The 25,975-nt window shown below is 68.7% G+C and carries 18 protein-coding genes; 7 read left to right on the top strand and 11 right to left on the bottom strand.

Annotated elements, in window-relative coordinates; all coding sequences use genetic code 11:
• Window positions 1-55: 55 nt before the first annotated feature.
• The 10 genes from GGR46_RS03655 to GGR46_RS03610 all read right to left on the bottom strand — a co-directional run bounded on the left by GGR46_RS03655 (window position 56) and on the right by GGR46_RS03610 (window position 13,010).
• Window positions 56-1,948 (bottom strand): XrtA/PEP-CTERM system amidotransferase, encoded by a 1,893-nt coding sequence (locus GGR46_RS03655; protein ID WP_183994635.1) that lies wholly within the window; start codon window positions 1,946-1,948, stop codon window positions 56-58.
• Window positions 1,949-2,071: 123 nt separating this feature from the next.
• Complete coding sequence (gene xrtA, locus GGR46_RS03650; protein ID WP_183996704.1) at window positions 2,072-3,595, bottom strand: exosortase A; 1,524 nt, start codon at window positions 3,593-3,595, stop codon at window positions 2,072-2,074.
• 150 nt (window positions 3,596-3,745) lie between these two features.
• The gene (locus tag GGR46_RS03645) at window positions 3,746-4,996 is read right to left on the bottom strand and encodes a TIGR03087 family PEP-CTERM/XrtA system glycosyltransferase (protein WP_183994633.1); all 1,251 of its coding nucleotides are present in this window, start codon (window positions 4,994-4,996) and stop codon (window positions 3,746-3,748) included.
• Window positions 4,996-6,069, bottom strand: a complete 1,074-nt coding sequence (locus GGR46_RS03640; protein WP_183994631.1) for a FemAB family XrtA/PEP-CTERM system-associated protein — start codon at window positions 6,067-6,069, stop codon at window positions 4,996-4,998. Before GGR46_RS03640 ends, GGR46_RS03645 begins: the two co-directional genes overlap by 1 nt.
• A complete protein-coding gene (locus GGR46_RS03635) occupies window positions 6,066-6,908 on the bottom strand; it encodes an XrtA system polysaccharide deacetylase (protein ID WP_183994629.1) in 843 nt (280 codons plus the stop codon). The genes GGR46_RS03640 and GGR46_RS03635 overlap by 4 nt, the downstream gene beginning before the upstream one ends.
• Window positions 6,909-6,912: 4 nt before the next feature.
• Window positions 6,913-8,106 carry an XrtA/PEP-CTERM system-associated ATPase gene (locus tag GGR46_RS03630; protein WP_183994627.1) on the bottom strand — a complete coding sequence of 398 codons (1,194 nt, stop codon included), beginning with the start codon at window positions 8,104-8,106 and terminating at the stop codon, window positions 6,913-6,915.
• A gap of 16 nt (window positions 8,107-8,122) precedes the next feature.
• A complete protein-coding gene (locus tag GGR46_RS03625) occupies window positions 8,123-9,712 on the bottom strand; it encodes a hypothetical protein (protein ID WP_343057980.1) in 1,590 nt (529 codons plus the stop codon).
• Window positions 9,709-10,884 (bottom strand): AAA family ATPase, encoded by a 1,176-nt coding sequence (locus tag GGR46_RS03620; RefSeq protein WP_183994625.1) that lies wholly within the window; start codon window positions 10,882-10,884, stop codon window positions 9,709-9,711. The genes GGR46_RS03625 and GGR46_RS03620 overlap by 4 nt, the downstream gene beginning before the upstream one ends.
• A 1-nt stretch (window position 10,885) precedes the next feature.
• Window positions 10,886-12,400 (bottom strand): XrtA system polysaccharide chain length determinant, encoded by a 1,515-nt coding sequence (locus GGR46_RS03615; RefSeq protein ID WP_183994624.1) that lies wholly within the window; start codon window positions 12,398-12,400, stop codon window positions 10,886-10,888.
• 10 nt (window positions 12,401-12,410) lie between these two features.
• The gene (locus tag GGR46_RS03610) at window positions 12,411-13,010 is read right to left on the bottom strand and encodes an XrtA/PEP-CTERM system exopolysaccharide export protein (RefSeq protein ID WP_425506540.1); all 600 of its coding nucleotides are present in this window, start codon (window positions 13,008-13,010) and stop codon (window positions 12,411-12,413) included.
• 361 nt (window positions 13,011-13,371) lie between these two features.
• Between GGR46_RS03610 and GGR46_RS03605 the strand changes: the two genes are divergently transcribed.
• From GGR46_RS03605 to GGR46_RS03595, 3 genes are all read left to right on the top strand, one after another.
• On the top strand, window positions 13,372-15,792 hold the full coding sequence (locus GGR46_RS03605) for a TonB-dependent receptor plug domain-containing protein (RefSeq protein WP_183994622.1): 2,421 nt from the start codon (window positions 13,372-13,374) through the stop codon (window positions 15,790-15,792).
• 91 nt (window positions 15,793-15,883) lie between these two features.
• On the top strand, window positions 15,884-16,822 hold the full coding sequence (locus GGR46_RS03600; RefSeq protein ID WP_183994621.1) for a MerR family transcriptional regulator: 939 nt from the start codon (window positions 15,884-15,886) through the stop codon (window positions 16,820-16,822).
• A 106-nt stretch (window positions 16,823-16,928) separates the two neighbouring features.
• The gene (locus GGR46_RS03595) at window positions 16,929-18,647 is read left to right on the top strand and encodes a sensor domain-containing diguanylate cyclase (RefSeq protein WP_183994620.1); all 1,719 of its coding nucleotides are present in this window, start codon (window positions 16,929-16,931) and stop codon (window positions 18,645-18,647) included.
• Window positions 18,648-18,658: 11 nt separating this feature from the next.
• Here GGR46_RS03595 and GGR46_RS03590 read toward each other — a convergent pair whose 3' ends face one another.
• The gene (locus GGR46_RS03590) at window positions 18,659-19,837 is read right to left on the bottom strand and encodes an acetyltransferase domain-containing protein (protein WP_183994619.1); all 1,179 of its coding nucleotides are present in this window, start codon (window positions 19,835-19,837) and stop codon (window positions 18,659-18,661) included.
• Between the two features lie 52 nt (window positions 19,838-19,889).
• On the opposite strand from GGR46_RS03590, the gene GGR46_RS03585 reads away from it, so the two are divergent.
• The 4 genes from GGR46_RS03585 to GGR46_RS03570 all read left to right on the top strand — a co-directional run bounded on the left by GGR46_RS03585 (window position 19,890) and on the right by GGR46_RS03570 (window position 25,750).
• The gene (locus GGR46_RS03585; protein WP_246425885.1) at window positions 19,890-21,959 is read left to right on the top strand and encodes a TonB-dependent siderophore receptor; all 2,070 of its coding nucleotides are present in this window, start codon (window positions 19,890-19,892) and stop codon (window positions 21,957-21,959) included.
• A gap of 30 nt (window positions 21,960-21,989) precedes the next feature.
• Window positions 21,990-22,547, top strand: coding sequence for a helix-turn-helix domain-containing protein (locus GGR46_RS03580; protein WP_183994617.1), 558 nt, complete (start codon window positions 21,990-21,992; stop codon window positions 22,545-22,547).
• A gap of 44 nt (window positions 22,548-22,591) precedes the next feature.
• Complete coding sequence (locus GGR46_RS03575; protein WP_183994616.1) at window positions 22,592-23,749, top strand: MFS transporter; 1,158 nt, start codon at window positions 22,592-22,594, stop codon at window positions 23,747-23,749.
• Window positions 23,750-23,833: 84 nt separating this feature from the next.
• Window positions 23,834-25,750, top strand: a complete 1,917-nt coding sequence (locus GGR46_RS03570) for a beta-propeller domain-containing protein (RefSeq protein WP_183994615.1) — start codon at window positions 23,834-23,836, stop codon at window positions 25,748-25,750.
• Window positions 25,751-25,975 lie beyond the last annotated feature (225 nt).

Below are 25,975 nucleotides of genomic sequence, written 5' to 3'. Positions count from 1 at the left end.
TCCTCCCACCGCCTTCGGCGGCGGGCCCCTCCTTCTCCCAGAGGGAGAAGGAAATCTACCCGAACAGCCGGTTCAGGCTCCGCTCGAGCATCAGCAGCTGCCACAGCGTGCGGCCATGCTCGGCCCGCCCGGCCTTGTGGTCCGCCGCGAGCTTCTCGATCGCGTGGAGGTCGAACCAGCCGGTGCTCTGGAGCAGCTTCGATCGGCCCAGCCCCGCCGCTTCGTCCGCCAGGGCCTTGCGGAACCAGGCGCTGATCGGCGTCACGAAGCCCATCTTGGGCCGGTAGAGCACGTCCTTGGGCAGATAGGGCTCCAGCGCCTTCTTCATCAGCCACTTGCCCTGCCCTGCCTTGATCCGGAGCGACGGCGGCAGCGTCGCCATGAACTGGACCAGCCGGTAATCGAGCAACGGCTCGCGCGCCTCCAGGCTCACCGCCATGCTCGCGCGGTCGACCTTGGTGAGGATGTCGCCCGGCAGCCAGTGCTGGATATCGGCATATTGCGCCCGGTCGAGCCCATCGCGCGCCGGCGCCTGGCGCATCGTGTCGGTATAGCGCTGTTCGGCCGTGTGCCCGGCCAGCGCCTTCCGCATCGCGTCCGAGTAAAGCGCGTTCCGCAGCGCCGGCCCGGTGACGCCTACCGCCTTGGGATAGGCATGCTCGCCATTCTCGGCGAGCGCGAGCAAGGTCGTCTTGGCCCGGAACGGGCGCGGCGCCCAGTCGGCCTTGGGATAGAGCCGCCCGAGCGTGCCGAACAGGCTCGTACGCAGCTCCTGCGGCAGCAGCGAGCGCGCGCGCTCCTCGGCAGCGAAGAACTTGTAGCGGCGATAGCCCGCCATCGCCTCGTCCGCGCCGTCACCCGACAGCGCCACCGTCACGCTCTCGCGCGCCAGCTCGCACACCCGGTAGGTCGGCAGCGCAGAGGCGTCGGCAAAAGGCTCGTCGAACGCATCGACCAGCGTATCGATCAGCGCGAAATCGTCCGCCGCGACCTTGCGCGTCCGGTGCGCGGTGGCGAAGCGCTCGGCGACCATCTGGGCGTACGCCGTCTCGTCATGATCGGCCTCGTCGAAGCCGATCGTGCAGGTCTTCACCGCCGCCTTGCTCGCTTCTGCCATCAGCGCGACCACCGCCGAGCTGTCGACGCCACCCGAAAGGAACGCACCCAGCGGCACATCGGCGATCATCCGCGCGCGCACGGCGCTGCGCATCATGTCGAGCAGTTCGGCCTCGAGATCGCGCACCTTGCCCGTCGCGCGCTTCGAGAAATCGATGTCCCACCAGCGTTGCGGCCGCGGCACCGGCTTGCCGCGCTCGAGCAGCAGGAAATGCCCGGCAGGCAGCTTCTTCACGCCGGCGAGGATCGACGTGTCGTCGGGCACGTAACCGAGCCCGAGATAGTCCTCGACCGCCTTGAAGTCCGGCGTGCGGCGGAACAGCGGGTGCGCGAGCAGGCCCTTCAGCTCCGAGGCGAAGGCCACTGCCCCATCCGACAGCTCGGCATAATGGAGCGGCTTCACCCCGAACCGGTCGCGCGCCAGGAACAGGCTCTGCGCGCTCGCATCATAGAGCGCGAAGGCGAACATGCCGTTCAGCCGGTCGAGCATCCGCGGCCCCCAGGCCCGCCAGCCATGCAACAGCACCTCGGTATCGCTGCCGGTGGCGAAGCGCGCCCCCTTGGCCTCCAGCTCGGCGCGGACCTCCTGGAAATTGTAGATCTCGCCATTGTAGGTGACGACCACGCCCTGGTCCGGCGTCGCCATCGGCTGCACGCCGCCCTCCAGGTCGATGATCGCCAGCCGGCGGTGCCCCAGCCCGACGCCCGCGGTCGCCCACACGCCCGAACCGTCCGGCCCGCGATGCACCAGCGCATCGGTCATCTGCACGATCCGCGCAGGGTCGACCGGCTTGGGGATGGCGGGATAGTAAAGGCCAGCGATGCCGCACATGCTACCGGGCGTCCCCCAAATCTCTAATCGTCACCCCGGCGAAAGCCGGGGTCTCGTGCGGTTCTTTCCCCGCATCCTCGCCTGAGATCCCGGCTTTCGCCGGGATGACGGAAATTGGCAAGATCAGCGCGTACCCGTCATGCGATCGGCCAACCCCTCGACGGGACCAAGCGCCCCCAGGAAATCCTGGATCGCCGCATGCGCGCCCTTGTCGCCACCCTGCTCGGCCGAGAGCAGCACCGCCACCCCGGCCTGGTTGCCGCCGAGCAGCTTGGTCTTGAGCGTCTCCAGCTTCACCCGCTTCTCGCTGCCGGTCAGCACGCCGCCGATCCGGTACCAGGTGACGACCTCGCGCTCGACACGGCCCGGGCCGGTCATCCGCAGGGCCGCACCCCGGCGGACCGGGCCCAGGTCCTCGATCTTCACCCAGCGGTCATTCTCGCGGATCGCACCGATGCCGAAGCCGACCAGCTCGCGTCCCTCGTGCTGCGTGGCATAGACCGCCACCGCCAGGTCGACGCTGCGGCCATTGTCGTCCGCATAGCGACCGACCAGCACATGGTCGGCCCCCGGATAATTGGGCGACCAGGGCGCGCGGGTCGCTGCGGGGACGCGGTGCCAGCCCGGCACCTCGGGCAAGGCGATCTGCGCCGGCAGCTTCGAGGCACGCGCATCGTTGAGGCTCGACCAGCCGAGGAACAGGCTCGCCACCAGCAATACCAGCACCGCCGCGATCGGGGCGTCGAGGCGCTTCGCCGGCGCCGCCTGCAGCTTCGCAGGATCGAACCAGCGCGCATCGGGATCACGGTCAAACCATTTCCAGCCGATCGCCAGCACCGCGGCCATCACGATCGCGAAGAACACCCAGCCATAGACGATGTGGTCGAAGCCGGTCGCGGCCTCGACCGAAGTCCACCACGCCGCATAGATCGTCCCGAAGGCGCGCAGGCCATTGGCGAGGATCGGCACCACGATCGCCGCGACCATGAACGCCGCCCGCCGCTGCCACGAGACGTAACAGACATTCGCCACCAGCACCCCGAACGCGATCATCGCGATGACGAACTTGGCGCCGGAACAGGCCTCGGCCACTTCGAAATAGCCATTGGAAGTGGTGATCAGCACCCCGTCCACGCTGGCGGGCACGCCGAACGCATGGAGCATCGGCATGATCATCGTGATCGTGATGTCCTGCAGCGGGCCTTCGAGGAAGTCGCCGAACGGCACGAGGAACGCCATGTAGCAGAGCGGGAAGAGCAGCGCGCGGGCGACGTTCGGCCCGAGCACGCTCACCACCGCGCCCTGCAGCATCAGCACCAGTCCGGCATGGCGGAACAGCGCGACGCCGGCGGCATCGCCGATCATCCAGCCGAGCCCGCCGCACGCGACGATGGCGAGGCCGGGCCACCAGCCCTGCGGCGCGACTTCGCTCAGTTCCACGCGGCGCTGCCACACCAGCCAGGCGATCACCGGCGCGATGAACAGGCAATGCCCGAAGGTGGTGTTGGTCCAGTAGATCGTCGCCAGGTCGGCGGTGTCCCGGTGGAAGACCGCGAGCAGCGCCACCCACACGGCCGCCAGGATCGCGGCATGCCGCTTCCAGCGCGCGTCGAAGGTTGCGGTGGCTCGCGTCGCGGCAGCGGGCATCACGGCTTCGGCCACGTCTTCAGTCCCTTTCGTCACCCCCGCGAAAGCGGGGGCCCATCTCCCGGCCCATCCCCGTGCGCACCGGTGCATTCCGCTGCACGTGCAGGAGATGGGTCCCCGCTTTCGCGGGGATGACGGAATGTAGATTGCTCAAGCCGCCCGCCGCGGCTTCTTCGGCACGTCGGTGACGCGCGACACCCGCGCATCCTTGGCCGGGCGCAGCGGCTCGCCGAGCACCGCGTCGAGCGGGCTCAGCCGGGCTTCCCAGCTATAGCGATCGATCACCCGCTGCCGGGCCGACTGGCCGAGCTCGGCGGCCTTGCCGCGGTTCGCGAGCAGGCGCGTCACATGCTCGGCGATCTCGCCCACGGTCGCGCCGACCAGGATCGTGCCGCCATGATCGATGCCGGTCGCGGCGGCCTCGGATACGACCACCGGCCGCGCCATCGCCATGCCTTCGAGCACCTTGTTCTGGATACCACGCGCCAGCTTGAGGGGGGCCACGACCACCGCGGCCTGGGCCAGCCAGCCGCGCACGTCGGGCACTTCGCCGATCACCGCCACGCCCGGATGCTTGGCCAGCGCCTTCACCGCATCGGTCGGGTTACGGCCGACGATCATGAAGCGGGCGTCCGGATGCGCCAGGCGAACGTGCGGCAGGATCGTCTCGACGAACCAGGTCACGCCCTCGATGTTCGGGCGATAGTCCATCTGGCCGGTGAAGACGATCGTCGATCCCATCACGTCGACGCGCTTGAAGGTCGCCGCGGGGTCGAAATATTCCGTGTCGATGCCGTTCTCGAGCACGTGCACCCGGTCGGCGCCGGTGCGCTGGCGGAAAAGCTCCGCCTCGGCCTCGCTGACGAACAGATTGGCATCGGCGCGCGCTGCGATCGCCTTTTCGTGCGCGAGCAGCATTCGTGCCTCGCGCCCGAGCATCCAGCCCATCGGGCCCTTCGAGCTCTTGGCGTAAGCCGCGAACTTCGCCGAATCCATGTCGACGAAATCCATGATCACGCGCTGGCGGGGCCGCGGCGGCAGATACTGCGCCATCTGGCTGGAGAAGACGTAGATCGTGTCGATCCGGTGCCGCTGGAGGATGTTCTCCACCGAGTGGCGCAGCGCGTCATTGTCGAACGCAGTCAGCGAGACCGGCCGGTGCTGGACCAGCGCCTGGATGCCCGCGACCAGCTGCGACTTGGCGCGCCACACGATCGAGCGGTTGCCGGTGTACTTGGTCAGTCCGCTCTTCTGCTTCAGGTCTGCGGGATCGTCGGCGAAGGCGATCAGGTGCACCCGCTGCTTGGTCGACAGGTATTTGAGGACGTGGAAGCCGCGGATCTTGTCCCCCCGGTCGGGCGGATAGGGCACGCGGTGCGCCAGGAAGAGGATATCGCCCATCAGCCAAGGCCCTTCGCGATCAGCGGACCCGCGCGATTGGCGATCCACAGGGGCAGCTTGCTCCAGACGCGCACCTGCAGCGAATATTTCGGGTTCACCGGGCTCGCATCGCGCGGCTTGGCGCCCTCCGCGACCCGGTCGTAATAAGCGAGCGGCTTCGGTTCGAATCCCCAGTTCTTCTTGAACGCCGCTGGCCCGGTGCCGACCTTGGAGCGGCCAAAGTCGAAGCGCTTGCAGCCCTTTGTCCGGGCGTGGCGCATCAGCTCGAAATACATGCGGTCATTGGCGCGCAGCGCGCGCGCGGCGCGGGTGCCGCCGCCCCAGTAGGGATACACAATCCCCTTCCAGTACAGGCTCAGAACGCTCGACACTGCCACTCCGTCGTGACGGACGACCAGCACGTCCGCCGAGTTGCCAAATTCCCGCAGAACCTCCGAAAACAGACTCCGGGGAAATACGGGCGTGCCAAGGTTGCGGACCGACTCGGCATAGACGGCATAATGGGCCGCCACGTCATCCGCGTGACAGCCGGTCGAAATCTGCAGGTCGGTCTCCAGCGCCTTGCGTACCTCGGCGCGCTGCTTGCGCGGGATAGCGAGCAGCTGGGCGTCGTCGTCCGCCGCGAGGTCGCGCACGAAGCCCAGATAGCGCGTGTCGTCCACGCTCCATTCCGGACCCGGCAGCGGGCCGCCGCGCACTTCCATCACCGGGCATTTCAGCGTCTGCGCCAGCGCCCAGGCATGCTCCGCCATCTGCGAGACGATGCGCGGATCGTGCGCCAGGATCCCCCCGCCCACGCCGAACCCGGCCGAGGCGAGCACCTTGCCGAAGATCGGCGAATAGATCTCGGTCAGCGGCATCACGCCGGTCAGCTCGCCCCTGGCGTCCTCGGCGACGAGATAATGGCTCTTCTGCCCGCAGCCCCGCGCCACCGCGACGCTCCAGGCGGGCAGATGGAAGGGCGTGCCCTCGGGATGATCGTGGACGAACGCGCCGATGCGGGCGCGCTCGATCTCGTCGCCCAGATCGGCGATGCGGAGCGCGACGGGCTTGGCGAGCAAAGGCGCGTTCATGGGCGCGGGCACGTTCCCGCCTCGATCACCCGATCGACGCGGTCCCAGCGGTGCTCGCGTACCAGCTTGGCGAGCTTGCCGGCCATGGCCTCGAGACGACTATAGTGGCGCAGCCGCGATTTCAGCGACGTGTTGGGAACGCGCGGCTGGCCCGGATCGATCTCCCAGGGGTGGAAATAGAATATCGCCGGCCGATCCTCGGCGTTGGCCCGCCGGATCGCCCGATCGGTGATCATGCTGGGCAGCAGCCGGAAATAGCCGCCCCCGGTCACGAAGCTGCGCCCGAGCACCCGGGCGATCGTCACCGGCAGCTCGTGGAAATCGGCGCCCGGTACGGGCTGGTAGAGCCGGCGGGGCGCATCGGGCCAGCCATAATGGTCATGCGCCAATGGTGCGACGCTCGAGGAATAGGCATGGCCGGTCTCGACCAGCACCTCATGCGCCCAGGGCGTTCGCGTATCGAAGGAGAAGCTCGGCGCACGATAGCCCCGGATCTCCACGCCCGCGGCGTCTTCCAGCACCTGCTTGGTTCGCGTCACATCGGCACGGAACTGCTCGGCCCCCATGTTGTAGACGCGCTGGTGATCCCAGCCATGGCTGGCCAGTTCATGCCCCTCTGCCACGATGCGCCGCATCAGCCCGGGATGCCTGTCCGCCACCCAGCCCAGGGTGAAGAAGGTTCCCTTTACGCCCGCCGCGCCGAACAGTTCGAGCACCGCCTCGGTGTTGCGGGCGACGCGGTGCTCCAGCGAGTCCCAATTGTCGCGATCGACTGCACGCTCCAGGGCATAGACCTGGAACCAGTCCTCGACATCGACCGAGAGGGCGTTGACGACCATCGGATCAGGCCACGTTCCCGCGGACTGCCGACAAATCGGGCCGGCGCCCCTGCGACTCGCCCTGCTCCACCCAGTCGACCAGCAGGCCCAGGACGCGGCGCAGCGCCTCGTCCTGGTCGCGCAGCTGCGTCTCCAGGTCGGTGATGCGGCGCTGGAGCGTGTCGTCGCTCGCCGGCGCGGGCACCGGCGGGTGCGCGGCAAAGGCCGGGCGCAGCGGCACCGGGTCCGACGGATGCGGCTGCGGATGCGGCGGCGGCACCGGCGCGCCCATCGCCATCGGCGCCACGTCGGTCAGCTCATAGGGCTCGGGCTCGGCGACCGGCGCGGGCGGCGGCGGCGCGAAGGCCGCCGGCGTCGCGATCGGCGCAGGGCGATAGGCGGAAACCGGCGTATCCTCGTTCAGGTCGGCGATCACCGCCGCCAGCTCGTTGGCACCGAACGTCTCCATCTCCTCGACGGCACCGAACAGCAGCACGCGACTGGCGAGCTGGTTGATCCGGCGCGGGCTTCCGCCCGACCAGCGATGGATCGCCGCCACCGCATCGTTGGTGAAGCGCGGCTTGCCCCGCCAGCCGACGCACGACAGGCGGTGGATCAGATAGGGTTCGACTTCGTCCGCCTGCATCGGATCGAGATGGTGCATCGCGATCACCCGCTGGCGCAACTGTTCGAGACGAGGGTCGCTCAGGGTGAGACGGAATTCGGGCTGGCCGAGCAGGAAGATCTGCAGCAGCGGATAGCCGCCCGCCTGGAAGTTGGAGAGCATGCGCAGCTCCTCCAGGCTCTCGATCGGCAGCGACTGCGCCTCGTCGACGACGACCAGCGTGCGGCGGCCGCTCCGCGCGACCGTGTGCAGCCCGCGCTCGATCTCGCCCAGCATCTCGGCCTTGTTCAGGCCCGAACTGTCGATCCCCAGCCCCTGGCAGACCAGCCGCAGCAGGTCCTCGGGGCGCAGCTGGGTCGAGACGATCTTGATGACGTTCAGCCGCTCGCGGTCGATCTCGCCGAGCAGGTGCCCCATCAGCGTGGTCTTGCCCACGCCGGGATCGCCGGTGATCACCACAAAGCCTTCGCCCTGGCTCAGCCCATAGCCGAGATAGGCCATCGCCTTGCGGTGCGTGGCGGTATCGAACCAGAATTTCGGATCCGGGGTCAGCTGGAAGGGCCGACCGGTCAATCCGTAATGATCGTCGTACATGTTTTCGTCCCGACGCTTAGAAACCGTAGCGCAGACCCAGCAGCGCCTGGGCGCTGGCCGAGCTGTCGCCATCCCGCTCGAACCCGAACACGCCTCCCGAGAGAGTCGCGCCCAATCGTCCGAAACGATGGGTATAGGCAGCATTCGCTCCCCAACCGTAAATGCCATCATTCCCGGGCAGGTCGCTATTGTAATAGCTGCCGAGGATGCTGCCCTGGAGCGAGCCGTTCGCGCCGACATCGGTCGATGCGAAGGCCTGGGCATAGATGCTGGTGTCGCTGGTGCCGTTGGTGGTGAAGGCGGTGCCGTTGCTCGGCGCGATGAAGTCGCGCCGCGCCCAGCCGCCGCCGATGCCGAAGCGGGTGCCGCCGCGGCCGGCCACCGCCACCGCGGTCACGCCCCGCGCGCGATAGGCCGAAGTCGCCGCCGAGGCGAACACGCCGTTCATGCAGCCGCCCGCCGCCGCGCCCGTGGTGCCATAGATGCAGCCCGAGAACTGGTTGCCGAACGGATCGGTGGTGCTGGCCAGCGCGGTCGGCAGCGTCGAGAGCTGGCCGTTGAGCTGCTGGCCGAAGGTCTGGACGGTGTCGTACACGCCCACCTGGATGCCGCTGCCCGGCCCCGCCTGATAGCTGAGCGAGCCGGTATAGCTCATCGAGCCGTAGCGCCGGCCGACGCGCGCCTCGAGGAAGGTCCGGCGGCTGGGCTTCCATATAACGCCCGCGTCCCAGAACACGCCGTCCAGGTCATAGGCGATGCGGCGCGGCGAATTGGGATCGGTCTGGAAGCGGCCGTTGCGATCGACCACCGGCTGGCCCGCGCCGTTGAGCAGCGCGTCGCGCTGGGTGATCTTGATCTGCTCGTAGCCGATGCCGCCCGCCAGCGCGAGGCCGCGCAGGACCGGCAGCACCACGTCGCCGCGGCCCCATTTGCCTTCGAAGCGCTGGTCGAGCTGCCCGGCATCCTCGCGCGTGTACGAGCCGCTGGCGGTGATCCCCACCGGCAGCACCGTGCCCGACTTCACGCCGACGCTGGCGGTCGCGACATGCACCTTGGAATCGTCATAATAGTCGAGCCGCGGCTGGCCGGGCGCCACGCCGGTCTGCCCCGGCGCCTCGACCTTGGTATAGCCGAAGCGATAGGCGCCGTTGACGAACATCGGCCCCAGATGCGTGGCCAGGCTCGGCCCGACATAGCCCGAGAAGACCTGGGCCGAATTGCTGAAATTGCCGACCTGGCTGTTCTGCACATTGCCGCGGATGTCCGAGCGGGTGCGCGTCGCGATGCCGCCCGCCTCGAGCGTCAGGCCCGGTGCCACCGTCGCCTTCACCGTGGCGAGGCCGCTATGCGTATGGTCGTTGTTGAGCTTGTTCTGGTAATCGAACCGGTGCTCGTAGCGATAGCTCACCTGCACCTCGACCCGGCGCGACTGCACCGATGCGTCGATCCCCGCGCCCAGCGTCGAATAGGTCAGCACGTCGCCACCGTTCAGGTCGGCCGCGACCACCTGGCTCGCCTCGACATAGGGCGTGACCTGGACCCGCTGCGCATGCGCCGGCAGCGCGGCCCCCGCCGCGATGCCGGTCAAGATGATCAGCCGCTTCACCGGCCTTCCTCCCCATATTCGTAATAGCTGCCGAACCGGCGACCGCCGGGTTGGAACGAGACCGAGTTGAGCACGAGCTGGATGTGCTCGCAGCCGTCGAGCGTGTTGACCGCCTGGCGCAGGTCGCTCTCGCTGGTCCGGTCGGCGCGCACGACGAGCATCACCTGCCCCACGTGCAGCGCCAGCACCGAAGCCGGCGACGCCGCCAGCGCGGGCGGCGAATCGAAGATCACGATGCGGCGCGGATTGGCTGCGGCCAGCCCGTCGATCACTGCCCGCGCCCGGTCGCTCGCCAACAGCTCGGTGTCGCTGATCGAGCGCGCGCCGGCCGGCAGCACCGAAAGCTGCGGAATGTCGGTGTCGATGATGCAGTCCTCGACGTTCGCCACCGATCCGGCCAGCACGTCGAGCAGCCCGGGGCCGTTCGGCAGGCCGAGGCGCGGCAGCACGTCCGGCTTGGGGAAATCGGCATCGACCAGCAGCACCTCGACATCCTTCTCGGTCGCCATCGAGAGCGCGAGGTTGATCGCGCAGAAGGTCTTGCCCTCGCTCGGCTGGGCCGAGCAGACCAGGATCATCCGGGCGCGGTCGGCGGCCTTGGCGGTATCCTTGGCGGCAACGGCGCGGGCGGTGAGCAGCAGCTGCCGCTTCACCATGCGGAATTCCTCCGCCAGCGGCCCGATCGCCGAGCCGGGAATCAGCATCCCGCCGCGCTCGAGCACGTCCCGGTCGATCGGCGCGACATGGCGGATGCCAGTGCGCGGGGTCGCGATCTGGGGCTCCGGCTCGGCCGGGACACCGCGCGCAAGCACCGGCTCCACGACCGGCTCGGGCGCCGGCACGAAGACGGGCTCGGGAACGACGACGGGTTCCGGCGCCTGTTGCACCGGAACCGGAGCCGGTTCGGGCTGCGGGGCCGGTTCGGGCACCACCACCGGTTCAGGCACGATCACCGGAGCAGGAGCAGGAGCAGGAGCAGGAGCAGGCGCAGGCGCAGGCGCTGCCACCGGCGGCATGATCGGCCGTGCGACGGGCGTCTCAACACGCTTCTGCACCGGCTTCGGGGCCGGCGCCGCGGACGCCTCCTCGACCGGCGCGGGCGCATAATGGAAGGACGGCGCCGCCCGTTCGAGCAGCGACCCCTTCATCCGGCGCGGAGTCTGGTCGTTCATCTCAGGCTCCCATGCCGCGCTGGAGGAATTCGACGCCGAGCAGCCCGACATAGGCGACGGCAAGCGCCGCCACGCCGCCGGCGAACAGGGTCAGCATCTTGCGCCGCATCGCGGTCTGGGTGGCGGTCACCACTTCGCCGATCGATCCGATCACCGGCATGCCGCTCGCCTTTTCCAGCTTGGCGGCGGTCGCGAAGGTCGTGGTCAGCTTGCCCAGCGCAAAGGCCGCCGCGACGCCCGCGCCCAGCCCGGCGATCAGCACCGCGGTGAGCAGCATCGGCCGGTTGGGCGAAGTCGGCCCGCGCGGCTGGGTCGGCGGATCGACCACGTTGAACTTGTCGGCATCGGCGACATTCTGCGCCTGGCTCGAGATCTTCATCTGCTCGCGCTGGGCGAGCAGCGTGTCGTACTGGCTCTTGAGCACCTGATATTGCCGCTCGATCTCGCCCTGCTCGGCGGCCACGCCCGGCGCTTCCGCCATCTTGGCGCTCAGCGCGTTCAGGTCGCCTTCGATCTGCGCCTTGCGCTGGACCAGCGCGGCGACGGTCGCCTGCTTGTCCGCCCGCATCGACTGCAGCCCGATATAGACCGGGTTCGAGGCACTGCCCGCACCGCCGCCGACCAGCGGCTCGCGCGCCGCCGCGCCCTGCGCCGCGGCGAGCTGGTTCTTGAGCGCAATCATGTCGGGATGGCTGTCGGTATAGCCCTTGGCCCGCGCATCGGCGATCTGGCCCTGGATCGCCTGGAGCCGCGCCCGGGCCGGGCCGGCCACCGCGCCGCCACCGGCACCCGCGACGCTGGCCGGCGTACCCGCCATCTGCGCGTTCACCACGTTCAGGCCCGATTGCGCCGCCGCCAGGTCGCCCTGGATCTGGGCGAGCTGCGTCCGCGCTGCCGAGACGCGGTCCTCGATCGAACCGGTCCCCGGCAGCGAGCCGAGGAACTTCGCCTGGAAATCGGCGCGCTTGGTGTCGGCGTCCTGCAGCTGCTTCTGCCGGTCGGCCAGCTGCTGGTCCATGAAGTCGAGCGACTGGCTCGACTGGTCGCGATTGTCGGAAAGGTTGGTCTCGACGAAGATGTCGATCAGCTTCTGCGCGATCTGCCTGGCCAGCTTGCCGCTCGGCGCCGTCACCGCGATCTCGAACAGATTGTCCTGCTGTGCGGTCAGCTTGATCGCCGCCTGCAGCCCGGCCACCCGGTCCGCCACGTCGCGGTCGGTCGCCACGGTGCGCGCCAGGTCGGTGCCGCGCACCACCTTCTCCAGGTTGACCGCGCTGGTCAGCGTCTGGCGGATCCGGTCGAGGTCCTTCTGCTGGTTGAGCGCCGTGGTGCCATCGGTCGGGATGATCTGGCGCAGCTGCACGAAGATGCGCGCGCGCGATTCATACTTGTTCGGCATCTGCGACACGACCAGCCAGCCGGCCAGGCAGATGCACCAGGCAACCGCCAGCGCGATCCAGCGCCGCTGCCATACCGCGTGCAGTGCGCCGCGCAGCTCTTCGTAGAGGTTCCCCACCCGCGCTACCTCAGAACATGCTCGTAGGAATGATGATCACGTCGCCCGGCTCGAGCTTGACGTTGGCCCGGATGTCGCCGTCCTTGAGCAGGTCGCCCAGGCGGACCTTGTATTCGGTCTGCTTGCCGGTCTGCCGGTCGTAGCGCACCAGCCGCGCGCGGTTGCCCGCGGCGAACTCGCTCAGCCCGCCGACCGCGATCATCGCGTCGAGCACCGTCATGTTGGCGCGGTACGGGATCGATGCCGGCTTCTCGGTCGCGCCCACGACGCGGATCTGCTGGCTGTAGGTGCCGTTGAAATTCTCGACGATCACCGAGACGATCGGATCCTTGATATACTCGCTGAGCGCGTATTTCAGGTCGTCCGCGAGCATCGCGGGGGTCTTGCCCACCGCCGGCATGTCGCTGATCAGCGGCACGGTGATGCGGCCGTCGGGGCGGACCTGTACCTTCGAGGACAGCTCGGGATTGCGCCAGACGAAGACCTGGAGCTGGTCCATCGGCCCGATGACATATTCGTCGCTCGGCACTTCGCGACCGGCCACCGCCGCGGCCGGCGGCAGCTCGGGACGACCGCCACCCCCGCCGCACGCGGCCAGCACGGCCGCCATGCCGAGAGCCAGAACAGTCCTGCCGAAACCGATGAAACGCATACCGAGCTCCTTTTCCCGCCGGGTCGGAAGCCGCCAACGTCTCGGCGGCAACCCGTACAGGATCAGGGTCAGCTATGCGCTTGAGAGGTAAACATCGGGTTAGGGGTCGCGGGGATTATCCCGCTTGGGCACGCGTGCCGGGGTGGGACGGGATCAAAAAGATGGGAACCATTCCTGTGCACGCGCGTTCCGCCCCAACTGTGTTGCTTGTGCGCAACACCGCGAAAACGCGCTTTTGCCTTCGCCAAGCTTTCCTTTCTACCAATTCCTATCGGATTGGTAGAAATTTCGCTCACCATAGAAAAGGTGGGCCATCATCATGCGTTTCCGTACCTCCTCGCTCCTCGCCATCGCCACTACCCTGGCCGCAGCCGCCACCCCGGCCTTCGCGCAGGACAGCGCCACCCCCGCCGCAGAACCGCAGGCCGAGCAGGCCGCACCCGCCGCCGAGGACACCCAGATCGTCGTCACCGGCACCCGCGCCCAGGGCCGCTCGCGGCTCGACACCGCCTCGCCGGTCGACGTGCTGAGCGGTACCGCGCTGCGCAACCAGGGCACCACCGAGCTCGGCGCCGCGCTCTCCACCATCGCTCCCTCGATCGACTTCCCCCGCCCCTCGGCCGTGGACGGCACCGACGCGATCCGTCCCGCCACGCTGCGCGGCCTGTCGCCGGACCAGACGCTGGTGCTGATCAACGGCGTGCGCGCCAATGCCTCGGCGCTGCTCAACATCAACGGCTCGGTCGGCCGCGGCTCGGCCGCCGTCGACCTCAACACCATTCCCGCCACCGCGCTCGAGCGGATCGAGGTGCTGCGCGACGGCGCCTCGGCGCAATATGGCTCGGACGCGATCGCCGGCGTGATCAACGTCCGTCTCAAGGAAGCACGCTCGGGCGGCGGCGTCACCGCCACCTATGGCTTCTACGCCACCGACATCGACACCGCCCGCGGCAGCCGTTCGGTCACCGGCGAGCCGACCTTCACCGCCTCGGCCTGGCAGGGCTTCGGCTTCGGCAATGACGGCTATGTCACCGTCTCCGGCGAATATACCAAGCGCGAGCCGACCAACCGCGCCGATTACGATCCGCGCGTCACCCCCACCCGCGTCACCGGCCGATTCGGCGATCCCGAGGTCGAGCAGTACACCGGCTACGTCAACGCCGGCACCGGCATCGGCGACAATTTCAAGCTCTATGGCTGGTTCGGCTATCAGGACCGCGACAGCCGCAGCGCCGCCTTCCCGCGTCTCGCCAGCGCCACCACCACTGCCTCGGGCTATCCCAACGGCTTCCTGCCGATCATCAACACCAAGTCGACCAATGCGAACGGCGCGCTCGGCATCAAGGGCGACCTGGCCGGCTGGAACGTCGACCTGAACGTCGCGTACGGCCGCAACAAGATCGCCTATTACACCCGCAATTCGGCCAATTACGCCTATGGCGCCGCCTCGCCGAAGAGCTTCTATGACGGCTCGCTGATCTACGACCAGTGGGTCGCCGGGCTCGACGTGACCCGCAGCTTCGACGTGTTCCAGTCGCTCAACGTCGCCTTCGGCGTCGAGGGCCGCCGCGAGGGCTTCAAGATCACCCCCGGCGAGCTCGCCTCCTATAACGACCCGACCAACGGCACCGGCGCGGCGCCGGGCGCACAGGGCTTTGGCGGCTTCTCGCCGCGCAACGCGATCGAGCGCAGCCGCAAGAACGTCTCGGGCTATGTCGATCTCGAAGCCCAGGTCACCGACAAGTTCCTCGTCGGCCTGGCCGGCCGCGCCGAGCATTACACCGATTTCGGCGACACCGGCACCGGCAAGGTCTCGCTGCGCTACGACTTCGCGCCCTGGTTCGCCCTGCGCGGTACCGCCTCCACCGGCTTCCGCGCGCCGAGCCTGCAGCAGCAGTACTTCACCTCGATCGCCTCGGTGATCCAGAACGGCGCCCCGGTCCTCACCGGCACCTTCCCCTCGGTCAGCGTGGTCGGCGCGGCGCTGGGCGGCCTGCCGCTCGAGCCGGAGCGCTCGACCAACCTGTCGTTCGGCACGGTGATCCGCTCGGGCCATTTCGACCTGACCGTCGATGCGTACCAGATCCGCCTGCGCAACCAGCTCGCGCTGTCGGAGAACATCCAGGCGAGCTTCAGCCCGCAGGTCGCCACGCTGCTCGCCAGCACCGGCACCGGTGCCACGGCCGCGCGCTTCTTCATCAACGGCCTGCGCAGCCGCGTCCGCGGCGTCGACGTGGTCGCGCATTACAAGCTGCCCACCGACGATGCCGGCACCTTCGACTTCACCGTCGCCGGCAATTTCAACCAGACCAAGCTCGACCGCAGCTCAATCCCGACCTCGACCGGCGCGATCAACCCGGCCCCGGTGCTGTTCGCCCGCAGCCGCATCTATTCGATCGAACAGGGCACGCCGGGCGAGAAGGTCACCGGCACGATCGACTGGTCGCTCGACAAGATCGGCATCACCGCGCGCGCCAGCTATTATGGCAGCGTCATCCAGCCCGGCACGACCCCGGCCGGCGACATCCCGACCGGCAAGCACACGATCGCCGACCTCGAGCTGCGCTATCAGGCGCTCAAGGGCGCCCAGTTCGCGCTCGGCGTGAACAACCTGTTCGACGAATATCCCGACTACACCATCCCGGCGAACAACACGACCGGCGTGGTCGGCTTCCCCTATTACTCGCCCTTCGGCTTTGGCGGCCGCTACATCTACGCCCGCCTCGGCCTGAGCTGGTAAGCCTGTTCCCTGGGCTCGGGAGCGGCGAAGACGTCGCTCCCGTTTTTTGGGTGTTGACCCTCCACCTGGTGGAGGCCCTAATCGAGTCGCCATGGGAGTGAAGGCGGCATATTCGATCGGCGAACTGGCCCGACTTTCGGGTCAGTCGGTCAGGCGCATCCGGTTCTATTCGGACAAGGGGCTGTTGCCCCCGATGCTCCGGTCCGCGTCCAATTATCGCCTCTACAGCGAGACGGACATCGCCCGGCTCGACCTCATCCAGGCGCTCCGCGCCGCGGGGGTCAGCCTGGCAGTGATCCGGAAACTGCTGGCCAGCCGCCTGACGCTGAAGGACGTGCTGCAGACCCGGCTCGACATTCTCGATGCCGAGATCGCGTCCAGGCGCCGGACGGCCACCGTCCTGCGTGCCACGCTTCGCATCCCAGACCCTGCCGAAGATGACCTCAGGAGGATTTGGACCATGAGCAGTTTGAGCAACCAGCAGATGAAGGCACGGATCGAGCGCTTCATCGATGACATCGCCACCGGTTCGTCGCTCGACGAGGATTGGCGGCAACAGGTTCTGGACATGAGCGTACCGGAGCTGCCCGACGAACCGACCCCCGAACAGCTGGCGGCGTGGGACGAGCTGGCGACATTGCTGGCCGACCCCGACTTCGTCCGCGAAGTACAGGAGGGGACCAGGGCGTTCTGGACCGACGGGCTCGATCCGGAAGTCTATCAGCGAGTGTCGATCGAAGCCTATACCGCCGCGGCCGAGGCCTGGCGCGTCGGGCTTTCCCCCGACAGCGCCGAAGCGCGGGCGATCGCCTGGACCTGGTTCGAGGGATCGGCCCACGCGATGGGCAAGACTGCGGACCGCGGCGTGCTCGACTGGCATCTCTCGCAATATGACGCCTATGCCGGACGCCTGGGGCGCTATCGCGATCTGCTCGTCATCCTGCGGGGAGAATCCTCGCCGATCGCGGCCGACCGTGAGATCTGGGGCTGGCTGAACGATGCCCTGAAGGCGCTGCCCATCGCAGCGTGATCGCAATCGGGGAAAGGCCGGGCTCGCCCCCGGCCCTTTCCTTGTCCCGAACCGCCAGATTCGCCGCACTTAACGGTATCAAAACGTTTTTCATTAACGTGGGCGCATGAGTTCGCGCGTCCTTCGAAACGGTCTCCTGGCAGCCTTCCTGCTGGTGATGCTGGCATATATCGGCGCCGGATCGACGAGCGCGGCGGTTCCTGCCGATATTCACAGTTCCTGCTGGGCATCCGGGAGCCGATCTGAAAGCGTGGTCGCGATCGCGCGGCAGGCGGCGCGATGGTCCTGCTCCGACCGGAATTTCTCCATCGATGCAGAACGCGTGCTGCTTCGCTTCGACATTGCCCCGGGCGCCGTCCTCCCTCGCTATCTCCTGTCGAGGCGGAGCGCGTTCGAGGCGGTCCATCTGCTTGCAATCGATCGGGACGGCACGATTCGGCAGACCTCCCTTCCCGCCGCCGCCCTGCCCAGTTCCCTGGCGGGCGGGTACTTCAAGGCATCCCTCCCGAAACTGACCCCTGCGACGCGGCAGATCGTCGTCGCGGTCGACCTGCCGACCCATCGGATGACGCTGGAGCGGGCGTATCTCGCGCCGACCGACCCCGCCAGCAGCGCCGACGACATGCGGTTCCTGCTGGTCCTGGCCGGTCTGGCGGGCATGCTCGTCATGCCCCTCATCTTCAACGCGGCGTTCTACCGGGCCCTGCGCGAACCTTTCGTCCTCTGGCATTCGGCGCTCACGCTCTCGCTGCTGATGACCATCCTGGTTTCGTCCGGGCTGTCGGTCATGCTCTTCGATCCGTCGGCGATGACGCTGAGCTGGATGACGACGCTGATCTTCGGGATGACGGTCGCGTCGGGAACGATGTTCACCTACCACTTCATCGAACCCGGGCTGATGCATCCGTCCCTGCGGCGCCTGCTGCCCTATTGCGCGGGCTGGGCGATCTGCATGAGCGTGCTTCATGCGTCGTTCCCGTTCGTTGCCCGGCCCATTCAATCGAGCGCGTACACAGCCGCGTTCGCACCGATCATGACCGTCTTCCTCCTGTCGCTGGTGGATGCCCTGCGTCGGGGAAGCCGCGCCGCGAAGTTCCAGGCGGTCGGATACGCGCCGATGATCCTGGTCGGGCTGATCCGTCTGGTGACCGGCATACTCCCCTGGTCGTCCAGCACCGACGCCATGCTCCTGTTCTATGTCGGCTGCACCTGCGAAGTCCTCTTCACCACGCTCGGCATGGCGGACCGCTTCGTGACCATGCGGCGCGAGCGGGACCGCGCACGCACGGAAGCCGATCTGCTCGAACGCCTGTCCGAGACCGATCCCCTGACGGGATTGCTCAACCGGCGGGCGATCGAGCGACAGTTCGATCGGCTTCGGACCCAGGGCTTCGCGGCACTGGCCGTCCTCGATCTCGATCATTTCAAGGCGATCAACGACATCAACGGGCATGCCGTCGGAGATGCCGTGCTCAAGGCGGTGGCCAGCGCGTTTCAGACAGGCCCCAATGTTCGCGCCTACCGCCTTGGCGGCGAGGAGTTCGTGCTGCTTCTGCGCGGCGACAACGCGGCCATGGAGGCCGAGCTTCGGCGCCAGGCGATTCCGATGGTCGTCGCCAATGCGGTTCCGGGCCTCGACCGCCCCGTGACCGCCAGCATGGGCATAACCCCTGTCGCCGGCGATGAGGGTTTCGCGGAGCCCTATGAGCGGGCCGACACGCTGCTTTACGAAGCAAAGCGCGCGGGCCGGAATCGGACCCGCAGCGCAATCATGCCCAGGCTGGCGCGAGAGGACATTCCGGGCGACCGCGCGAAGGTCGCATAGGGCTGCCCGCCCTAGAGATAGCGCATCCACCACGCCCCGCTCGCCCGCTTCACCGCGCCGAACCAGCGGCAGGCGAACCAGCAGGGTACCGCCACCGCTGCCGCCATCAGCCACAGGCTCGCCACGCCCGGCAGGGTCGCCAGCCCCTCCGCGCCGGTCGCCAGCGCCGCGATCCGGTTGATCGCGTGAAGCAGGTAAAGATGGAGGAGGTAGAAGAAGAGCGGCGCCGATCCGTACACCGCCAGCAGCGCGACCGGCCGTGCCGGCAGTTTCTCCAGCGCCGCCAGCAGCCAGGCGCCCACACCCAAGGTCAGTAGCAGAAAATCGGCCGATGGCGGATATTTGGTGACGTTGAGGAAGCCCATCGCGCTTTGCAGACCGTCGCTCCCGACTTGCCACGCCGTCGGATCCCCGTAGCCGTTGATCGCCCGCAGCAAGACGAACCCGGCCAGCGCCACCGCTCCGGTCGCCACCAGCGCCCGCAACCGCCACCTCGGCTCCACGCTCCGCGCGAACCACGGCCCGATCGCATAGCCGAGCGCGATCACGCCGATCCAGGGCAGCAGCGGGTAGGAGGTGCGGACATCGCCGCCCCAGGGCAGCGGCAGCAGGGTCCGTTCGTGCAGCACCGCCCAGATCACATGCCCCGGCCCGCCGGGCGCGACCTGCACGCCGTCCAGCAGATTATGCCCCAGCACCAGTGCGAGCCCCACCGCGATCAGCGCCCGGCGCGGCAGGTGCACCAGCGCCGCCAGTGCCAGCATCGAAAGCCCGATCGCCCAGATCACCTGGAGGAAGAACCGGTCCGGCAGCAGCTCGAAGCTCCAGGCAAAGCTCACCACGGTCAGTTCCAGCACCACCAGGAACAGCCCGCGCTTCCACAGGAAGTCCGATGCCGCCCGCGCACCACCCCGGGGCGCTGCGTAGAGCCATGCCCCCACCCCGGTCAGCAGCACGAATATCGGCGCGCAGAGATGTGCCGACAGCCGGGTGAAGAACAGCTCCGGCGTGGTCGCCTCCACGTCCATCGGATCGCTGACCGGCACATGGCGGAAGAAGAACTCGCGCGTGTGATCGACCAGCATCAGCAGGATCACCAGCCCGCGCAGCGAGTCGATCGAGGCGATCCGCGCATGCCTCGGTGCCGTGTGTGGAATTGTTTCGGCGCCAGGGTTCGGGGTTGACAGCATCGGCTTCCTTTCGCCACACGCGATGTTACATCATATCGTGAAAGGCAAGCCCTTGTTCCGACATTTCCCGGCGGCAGCCCTGCTTTCGCCGCTGCTGTTCTGCGCCTTCCCCGCCCTTGCCGAGCCCGAAAAGGAGGAGCCCGCCGCAGAGGAAGGCCAGGAGATCGTCGTGCTCGGCACCCGCCGCACCGGCGCCGATCCCACCTTGTCCTCGGGACCGGTCACCGAGCGCATGTCGCAGTCGAGCCGCGCGCTCGAGCGCGACCTGCTCGTCGCGGCGGGCACCTATCGCCTGTCCGACGCGCTCGAGCTGGTCAGCGGCGTCAGCAACCAGAACAACCGCGGCGGCATGCTCGACAATTTCGCGATCCGCGGCTTCCTCGGCACCCCCGATGGCGGTGCCGAATATTATGTCGACGGCTTCCTCGCCAATCGCGGCATGGGCCCGCCCCGCGATCCGTCCACGGTCGAGCGGATCGAGCTGCTCAAGGGCCCGGCCGGCGCGCTGTTCGGCGACGTGGATCCCGGCGGCCGCGTCAACATCGTCAGCAAGACGCCCGGCTTCACCCCTTCGGCCAGTGCCGTCCTCACCTATGGCTCGTTCGACACCCGCCGGGTCGAGCTCGACGCCAACCTGCCGCTCTCGCGCAGCTTCGCCGCCCGCATCGTCGTCGCGGCTGAGGAAAGCGATGGCTGGCGCGACCATGTCACGCTCAGCCGCCGCACCGTCGCGCCCTCGCTCACCTGGCGCCCCGGCGACGCCTTCCGCCTCACCTATGTCGGCGAGATCACCCGGTTCGACGCGCCCTTCGATCGCGGCATCCCGGCGCTGAACGGCAACGCCAATGCCCTGCCCCGCGCCAATTTCTATGGCGAGCCAAACGACGGCGTTACCCGCTTCCGCAACGAGCGCCACCAGCTAACCGCGCTCGCCGATCTCGGCGGCAGCTGGAGCCTGAACGCCGGCATCGCCTGGCGCACCGGCTCGCTCAAGGGCTTCTCCTCCGATCAGTCCCGCCTGGTCGGCACCAGCCTCTGGCGCCAGCGCCGCTCGCGCGATTTCCTGGTGGACGACCTGTCCGCCCGCATCGAACTCTCGGGCCAGCTCGGCGCGCATCGGCTGAGTTTCGGCGCCAAGGGCTATCTGCTCGACTATGCCGAGCACTGGATGCGCCGCAATCCGAGCGCCACCGCGCCCTATGCGGTCGATGTCCATAATCCGGTCTATGGCGGCACGCCGCCCGTGCTGCTTCCCTTCACCAACAACCACGAGAAGCGCTGGTCCGGCACGCTCTACGCGCAGGACATGTGGGAAGTGACCGACAGGTTCACCGTCACCGGCGGCGTCCGTATCGACGCCTATCGCCAGCGCATCCACAACAACAACACTGGCGCCACCGGTCGCGCAGTCGATCAGCCGGTCAATTTCCGCCTCGGCGCCCGCTACAAGCTCGACGAGACCTTCGCGCTCCACGCGAACTGGGGCGAGAGCTTCCTGCTCAACTCCGGCACCGATCGCTTCGGCCAGGGCTTCGCGCCCGAGCGCGGCAAGGGATATGAGCTGGGCGTCACCGGCACCTGGGCCGGCGTGGACGTCGCGCTGACCTGGTTCGACATCCGCAAGCAGGGCATCCTCACCAACGACCCCACCGATCCGAACTTCCTCGCCCCCGTCGGCAACCTGCGCAGCCGGGGGATCGAGGCGGACGCGTCGCTCAAGCTCGCTCCGCACTGGCAGGTCGTCGCCAACTATGCCTGGACGCACGCCCGCACCGACGATGCGGCCTTCGCCACCGATCGCGTGCTCGACGTGCCCGAGCATGCCGGCACGCTCTTCGTCCTGGGTCGCTTCCAGGATGCCGGGGGCCGCGGCCCGTCGGTCAGCGCCGGCGCCAGCTATATGGGCGACCGCGCCGGAGCGATCGACGGCAGCGGGCTGGTCCTGCCCGCCTATCTGAAGGCCAAGGCGGCGGTCGAATACGCCTTCTCGCCCCGGCTCGGCGTGCGGCTGGAGGCCGACAATCTGTTCGACGCCCGCTATGCGCAGAGCTCGTACAGCCCGCTATGGATCTTCCCCGGCGCCCCGCGCACCGTCCGCGCCTCGCTGCGCCTGTCCTTGTAGCGGCGCGCGCCGGCGCCTATCCTGGGCACCATGCTGCACGATCTCCCCCTGGGCAGGGCGCTGCGCCGTTTCCGTCTGCTGAACGGCATCAAGCAGGGCGATGTCGCCGAGCGCCTGGCGGTGACCCAGGCGAGCGTTTCGCGCTGGGAAAGCGGTGCGCATCTGCCCGAAGCGGCGATGCGCGACCGTATCCTCGCGATGATCGCCGCCCATGCCGGCAATGACGGCGACGCGGCGCTCAGGCGGCTGATCGAGAGCTCCACCGCTGCGGTCCACCTGGTCTGCGACGCCACCCACCGCCTGCTCGCCGCCTCGCCCGCCCGGACCGAGGGCTGGGGAAACAGCGCCGACAGCTTCCTCGGCCGCTCGCTCTGGCGTTTCGCAAGCCCCGAGATCGTCGCCGCCGAGGAGAGCCTCGCCGATCGCGGCTGGTACGACCGGCCGTTCCAGCGGCTCGAGTTCCACACCGGCCACAATGGCAGCGCGGTGATCGCGGTGCTGCCCAGCAAGATGCGCTGGGAGACGGTGCCGCTCGCCGACGGCCGGATCGGCCGCATCACCACCACGATCGAGCCCGACTCCGAATAATCTATTCGTGGCCATTCGCGGCCGCGATCCCTAGCAGGGCCCGCATGCGCACGCCCTGGCCCCGAATCCTGACGCTCTGGCTGGTCGGCATCCTCGCCGCCGCGCAATTGGCCAAGATCTCCGCCATCGCGCCGATCCTGCGCGAGAGCTTCCACCTCTCCCTCCCCCAGATCGCCCTGCTGATCTCGCTGCTCGAGGTCGGCGGCGCGCTGTTCGGCTTCGTCGCCGGCCTGGGTCTCGCCCGTTTCGGCATGCGCGCCTTCCTGCTGACCGGCGGCGCGACGCTTGCGGCCGCCAGCCTGATCGAGGCGATCGTTCCCGTTCCGATGATCCTCTTCGCCGCCCGCGCCGTGGAGGGCGTCGGCTATCTGCTGATGGTGATCGTCGCCCCCACCGCCATCGCCGCCATCGCCACCGATGAGAGCCGCGGCCGCGCGCTTGCGCTGTGGAGCACCTTCGTCCCCGTCGGCCTGGCGCTCGGCAGCGCGGTCACCGCCTCGCTGGTCACGCTGGCCGGCCCGCGCGGAGTGATGCTGCTCTGGGCCGTCGCGCTCGCCGTGATCACCGCGCTGCTCACCCGCTTGCCCCTGCCCGGCGCCGGCGGCCAGCGGATCACGCTCCCGGCCCCGGCCGCCTGGGTCGCCACCTTCGCCTTCGGGCTCTACACCCTGTTCGTCTGCGCCTTGCTCATGCTGCTGCCGAGCTTCCTGGTCGAGCGCAACGGCGCGCCGATCGGGCAGGTCGGCCTGATCACCGCCCTGGCGTCGCTCGCGGCCCTGCCCGGCTCGGCCGCCGCCATGTGGCTGATGCGGGGCGGACAGCTTGGCCGCCGCCGGATGATGCTGGTCTCGACCCTGGCGCTGCTCGCCACCCTGCCCCTGGTCTTCTGGCTCTACCAGCACGCCGCGGCGAGCCTGGTCGAGAGCGGCATGCTCGCCGTGGGCGCGACGCTGGTCAGCGGCCTCGTCCCGCCGCTGATGTTCGCCCGCCTGCCCGCCCAGTCCGGCGCGACCGCGCCCGACGATCCCCGTATCGCGGCGGCGAACGGCCTGATCACCCAGTTCGGCGCGGGCGGCGCGCTGCTCGGCCCACCGCTCGCCGGCATGGTCGTCGCCGCCTGGGGCTGGCCGGCGCTCGGCATCGCGCTGATCGCGCTGGTGCTGGCGATGCTCGCCTGCCTGCTGGTCGCCGAACGGCTCTGACCAGAAGGGCGATTGCCCTCGCTAGCACGGCCGCTAAGCTGCCCGCGAACGAAAGAGGGGGCAATGCGCATGTGGAGAACATCCTTGTTGGCGGCCCTGATCTGCGCGGGCGCCCTTCCGGCACCGCGGGCCCAGGCGCAGACCGCCGGGCTCCGCGCCTTCGCCAGCGACCAGGAGCTCGTGGCCTTCCTCAAGCGCCGCGCACGCCAGCACCCCGCGCCGATGCCGGCCGACCTGCCGCCTCCCGCCCCCACGATGGTGATGGCCCCGCCGTCCGCACCAGGCGCCGCCAGCGAGGCCGTGGTCGTCACCGGCACCCGGGCACCGTCTCCAAGCATCACCAACACCCAGGAAGCCGATGTCGACGAGGGCGGCATCGTCAAGGTGCATGGCAACCATCTGGTGGTGCTGCGCCGCGGCCGGCTGTTCACCATCCGCGTCGGTGACGCCGGGATGCGCGCCGTCGATCATGTCGATGCCTTCCCGCCCGGCACGGACGGCGATGGCGCCTGGTATGACGAGATGCTCGTATCCGGCGACCATGTCATCGTCGTCGGCTTCAGCTATGAGCGCGGCGGCACCGAGATCAACCGCTTCCGCATCGATGCCAATGGCCGGCTGCGCTACGAGGACAGCCACCATCTGCGCTCGAACGACTATTATTCCTCGAGCAACTATGCCTCGCGCCTGATCGGCTCGAAGCTGATCTTCTACACCCCGCTAGACCTCGACATCAGCGAGCCGCTCGCCGGGCAACTGCCCGCGCTTCGCCGCTGGACCGGCAAGGACCTCGATCGCTACGCCGATCCCGGCAACGACGGCTTCCAGCGGATCGCGCCCGCCGCGCGCGTCTATGTGCCCGAGCCCGTCCGCCGCGCCCCCGATGCCGATATTTCCACGCTCCACACCGTCACCGTCTGCGATCTCGCCGCGCCCCGGCTTTCCTGCCGGGCCACTGCAGTGCTCGGCTCGGGATCGCGCAACTTCTACGTGTCCGGCAACGCCGTCTATGTCTGGATCGGCGAGGCCCTGCCCGGCCGCAACGGCAATGACCGGGCGATGCTCTACCGGATGCCGCTCGACGGCTCGCGTCCCGGCGCGCTCCAGGCCTGGGGCGGCCCGGTCGACCAATTCTCCTTCCGCGAGGACCGTGCCCGGCGCGCGCTCGACGTGGTCGTCCGCGCCGACAGCGGCGGCGACTGGATGTGGCGGCCCGAGGTGAGCTACGGCGACGCCGCGCTGCTCCACCTGCCGCTCTCGGCCTTTGGCAACGGCTCCTATCTCGCATCACGCCGGACCTATCGCGCGCTGCCGCTCGGCAAGGGTGCGAGCTGGTCGTTCCACAATCGCTTCATGGGCCGCCACCTCGTCTATTCGGCCGGCAGCTTCGCCGGCGAGGAAAGCAGCGCCGCCGTGTTCGCCGTGCCGCTCGACGGCGGCCTCATCTCCCGGATCAGCGCCCCCCACGCAGTCGACCGGATCGACATCATCGGCAGCGACGCCGTCGTCATCGGCAACGACAAGGAGGACCGGCTCGGCTTCTCCGCCGTCGAGCTGGCGGGCAGCCAGCCCCGGCTCGGCGATACCTATTTCCTCCCCGCCGCGCGCGAAGGCGAGCGCCGCAGCCAGGCCTTCTTCTACCGCCCCGATCCGGGCAGCGCCGACGGCGCCTCGGGCACGCTCGGCCTGCCGGTCACCCGCGATCTCGGCAACTCGCCCGCCGCGCGCTTCCTCGGCAGCGGTTCGGCCGTTGCCTTCCTGCGTCGCGACGCCCGCCGCTTCACGCCCGCCGGCGAGCTCTCCGCCCATGCCGAAACCGCGCGCGACGATGGCTGCAAGGCGTCCTGCGTTGACTGGTACGGCAATGCCCGGCCGATCTTCCTGGGCGACCGGGTGTTCGCGCTGATGGGCTATGAGCTGGTCGAGGGAAAGCTCGGCAATGGCCGCATCCGGGAATTCGCCCGGCTCGACTTCGCCCCGACCGCAGGTGCCCGGCAATAGGGACGCGCAGGCTCCGGGCCGTTTGACAAGCCGGACCCCGGGCCCCATCCTCCGGGCATGACGTTTCGCGCACCTTTGCTGCGATACCGCGTCCATGCGGGACAGCTCCTGGCAGGCAACTAGCCCCGGGTTCTCCTAAGGCATGTCCGGGAGACCCGGGGCCAAGCAACGCGCCACCTTTCGGCGCCCCGGCGGCAGCACGCCGCCTTTGCCTGGGAGATCCAA

Source organism: Sphingomonas kyeonggiensis, from assembly GCF_014196745.1.
GTDB classification, from domain to species: Bacteria; Pseudomonadota; Alphaproteobacteria; order Sphingomonadales; family Sphingomonadaceae; genus Sphingomonas; species Sphingomonas kyeonggiensis.
This window is presented reverse-complemented; position numbering and strand designations above follow the sequence as displayed.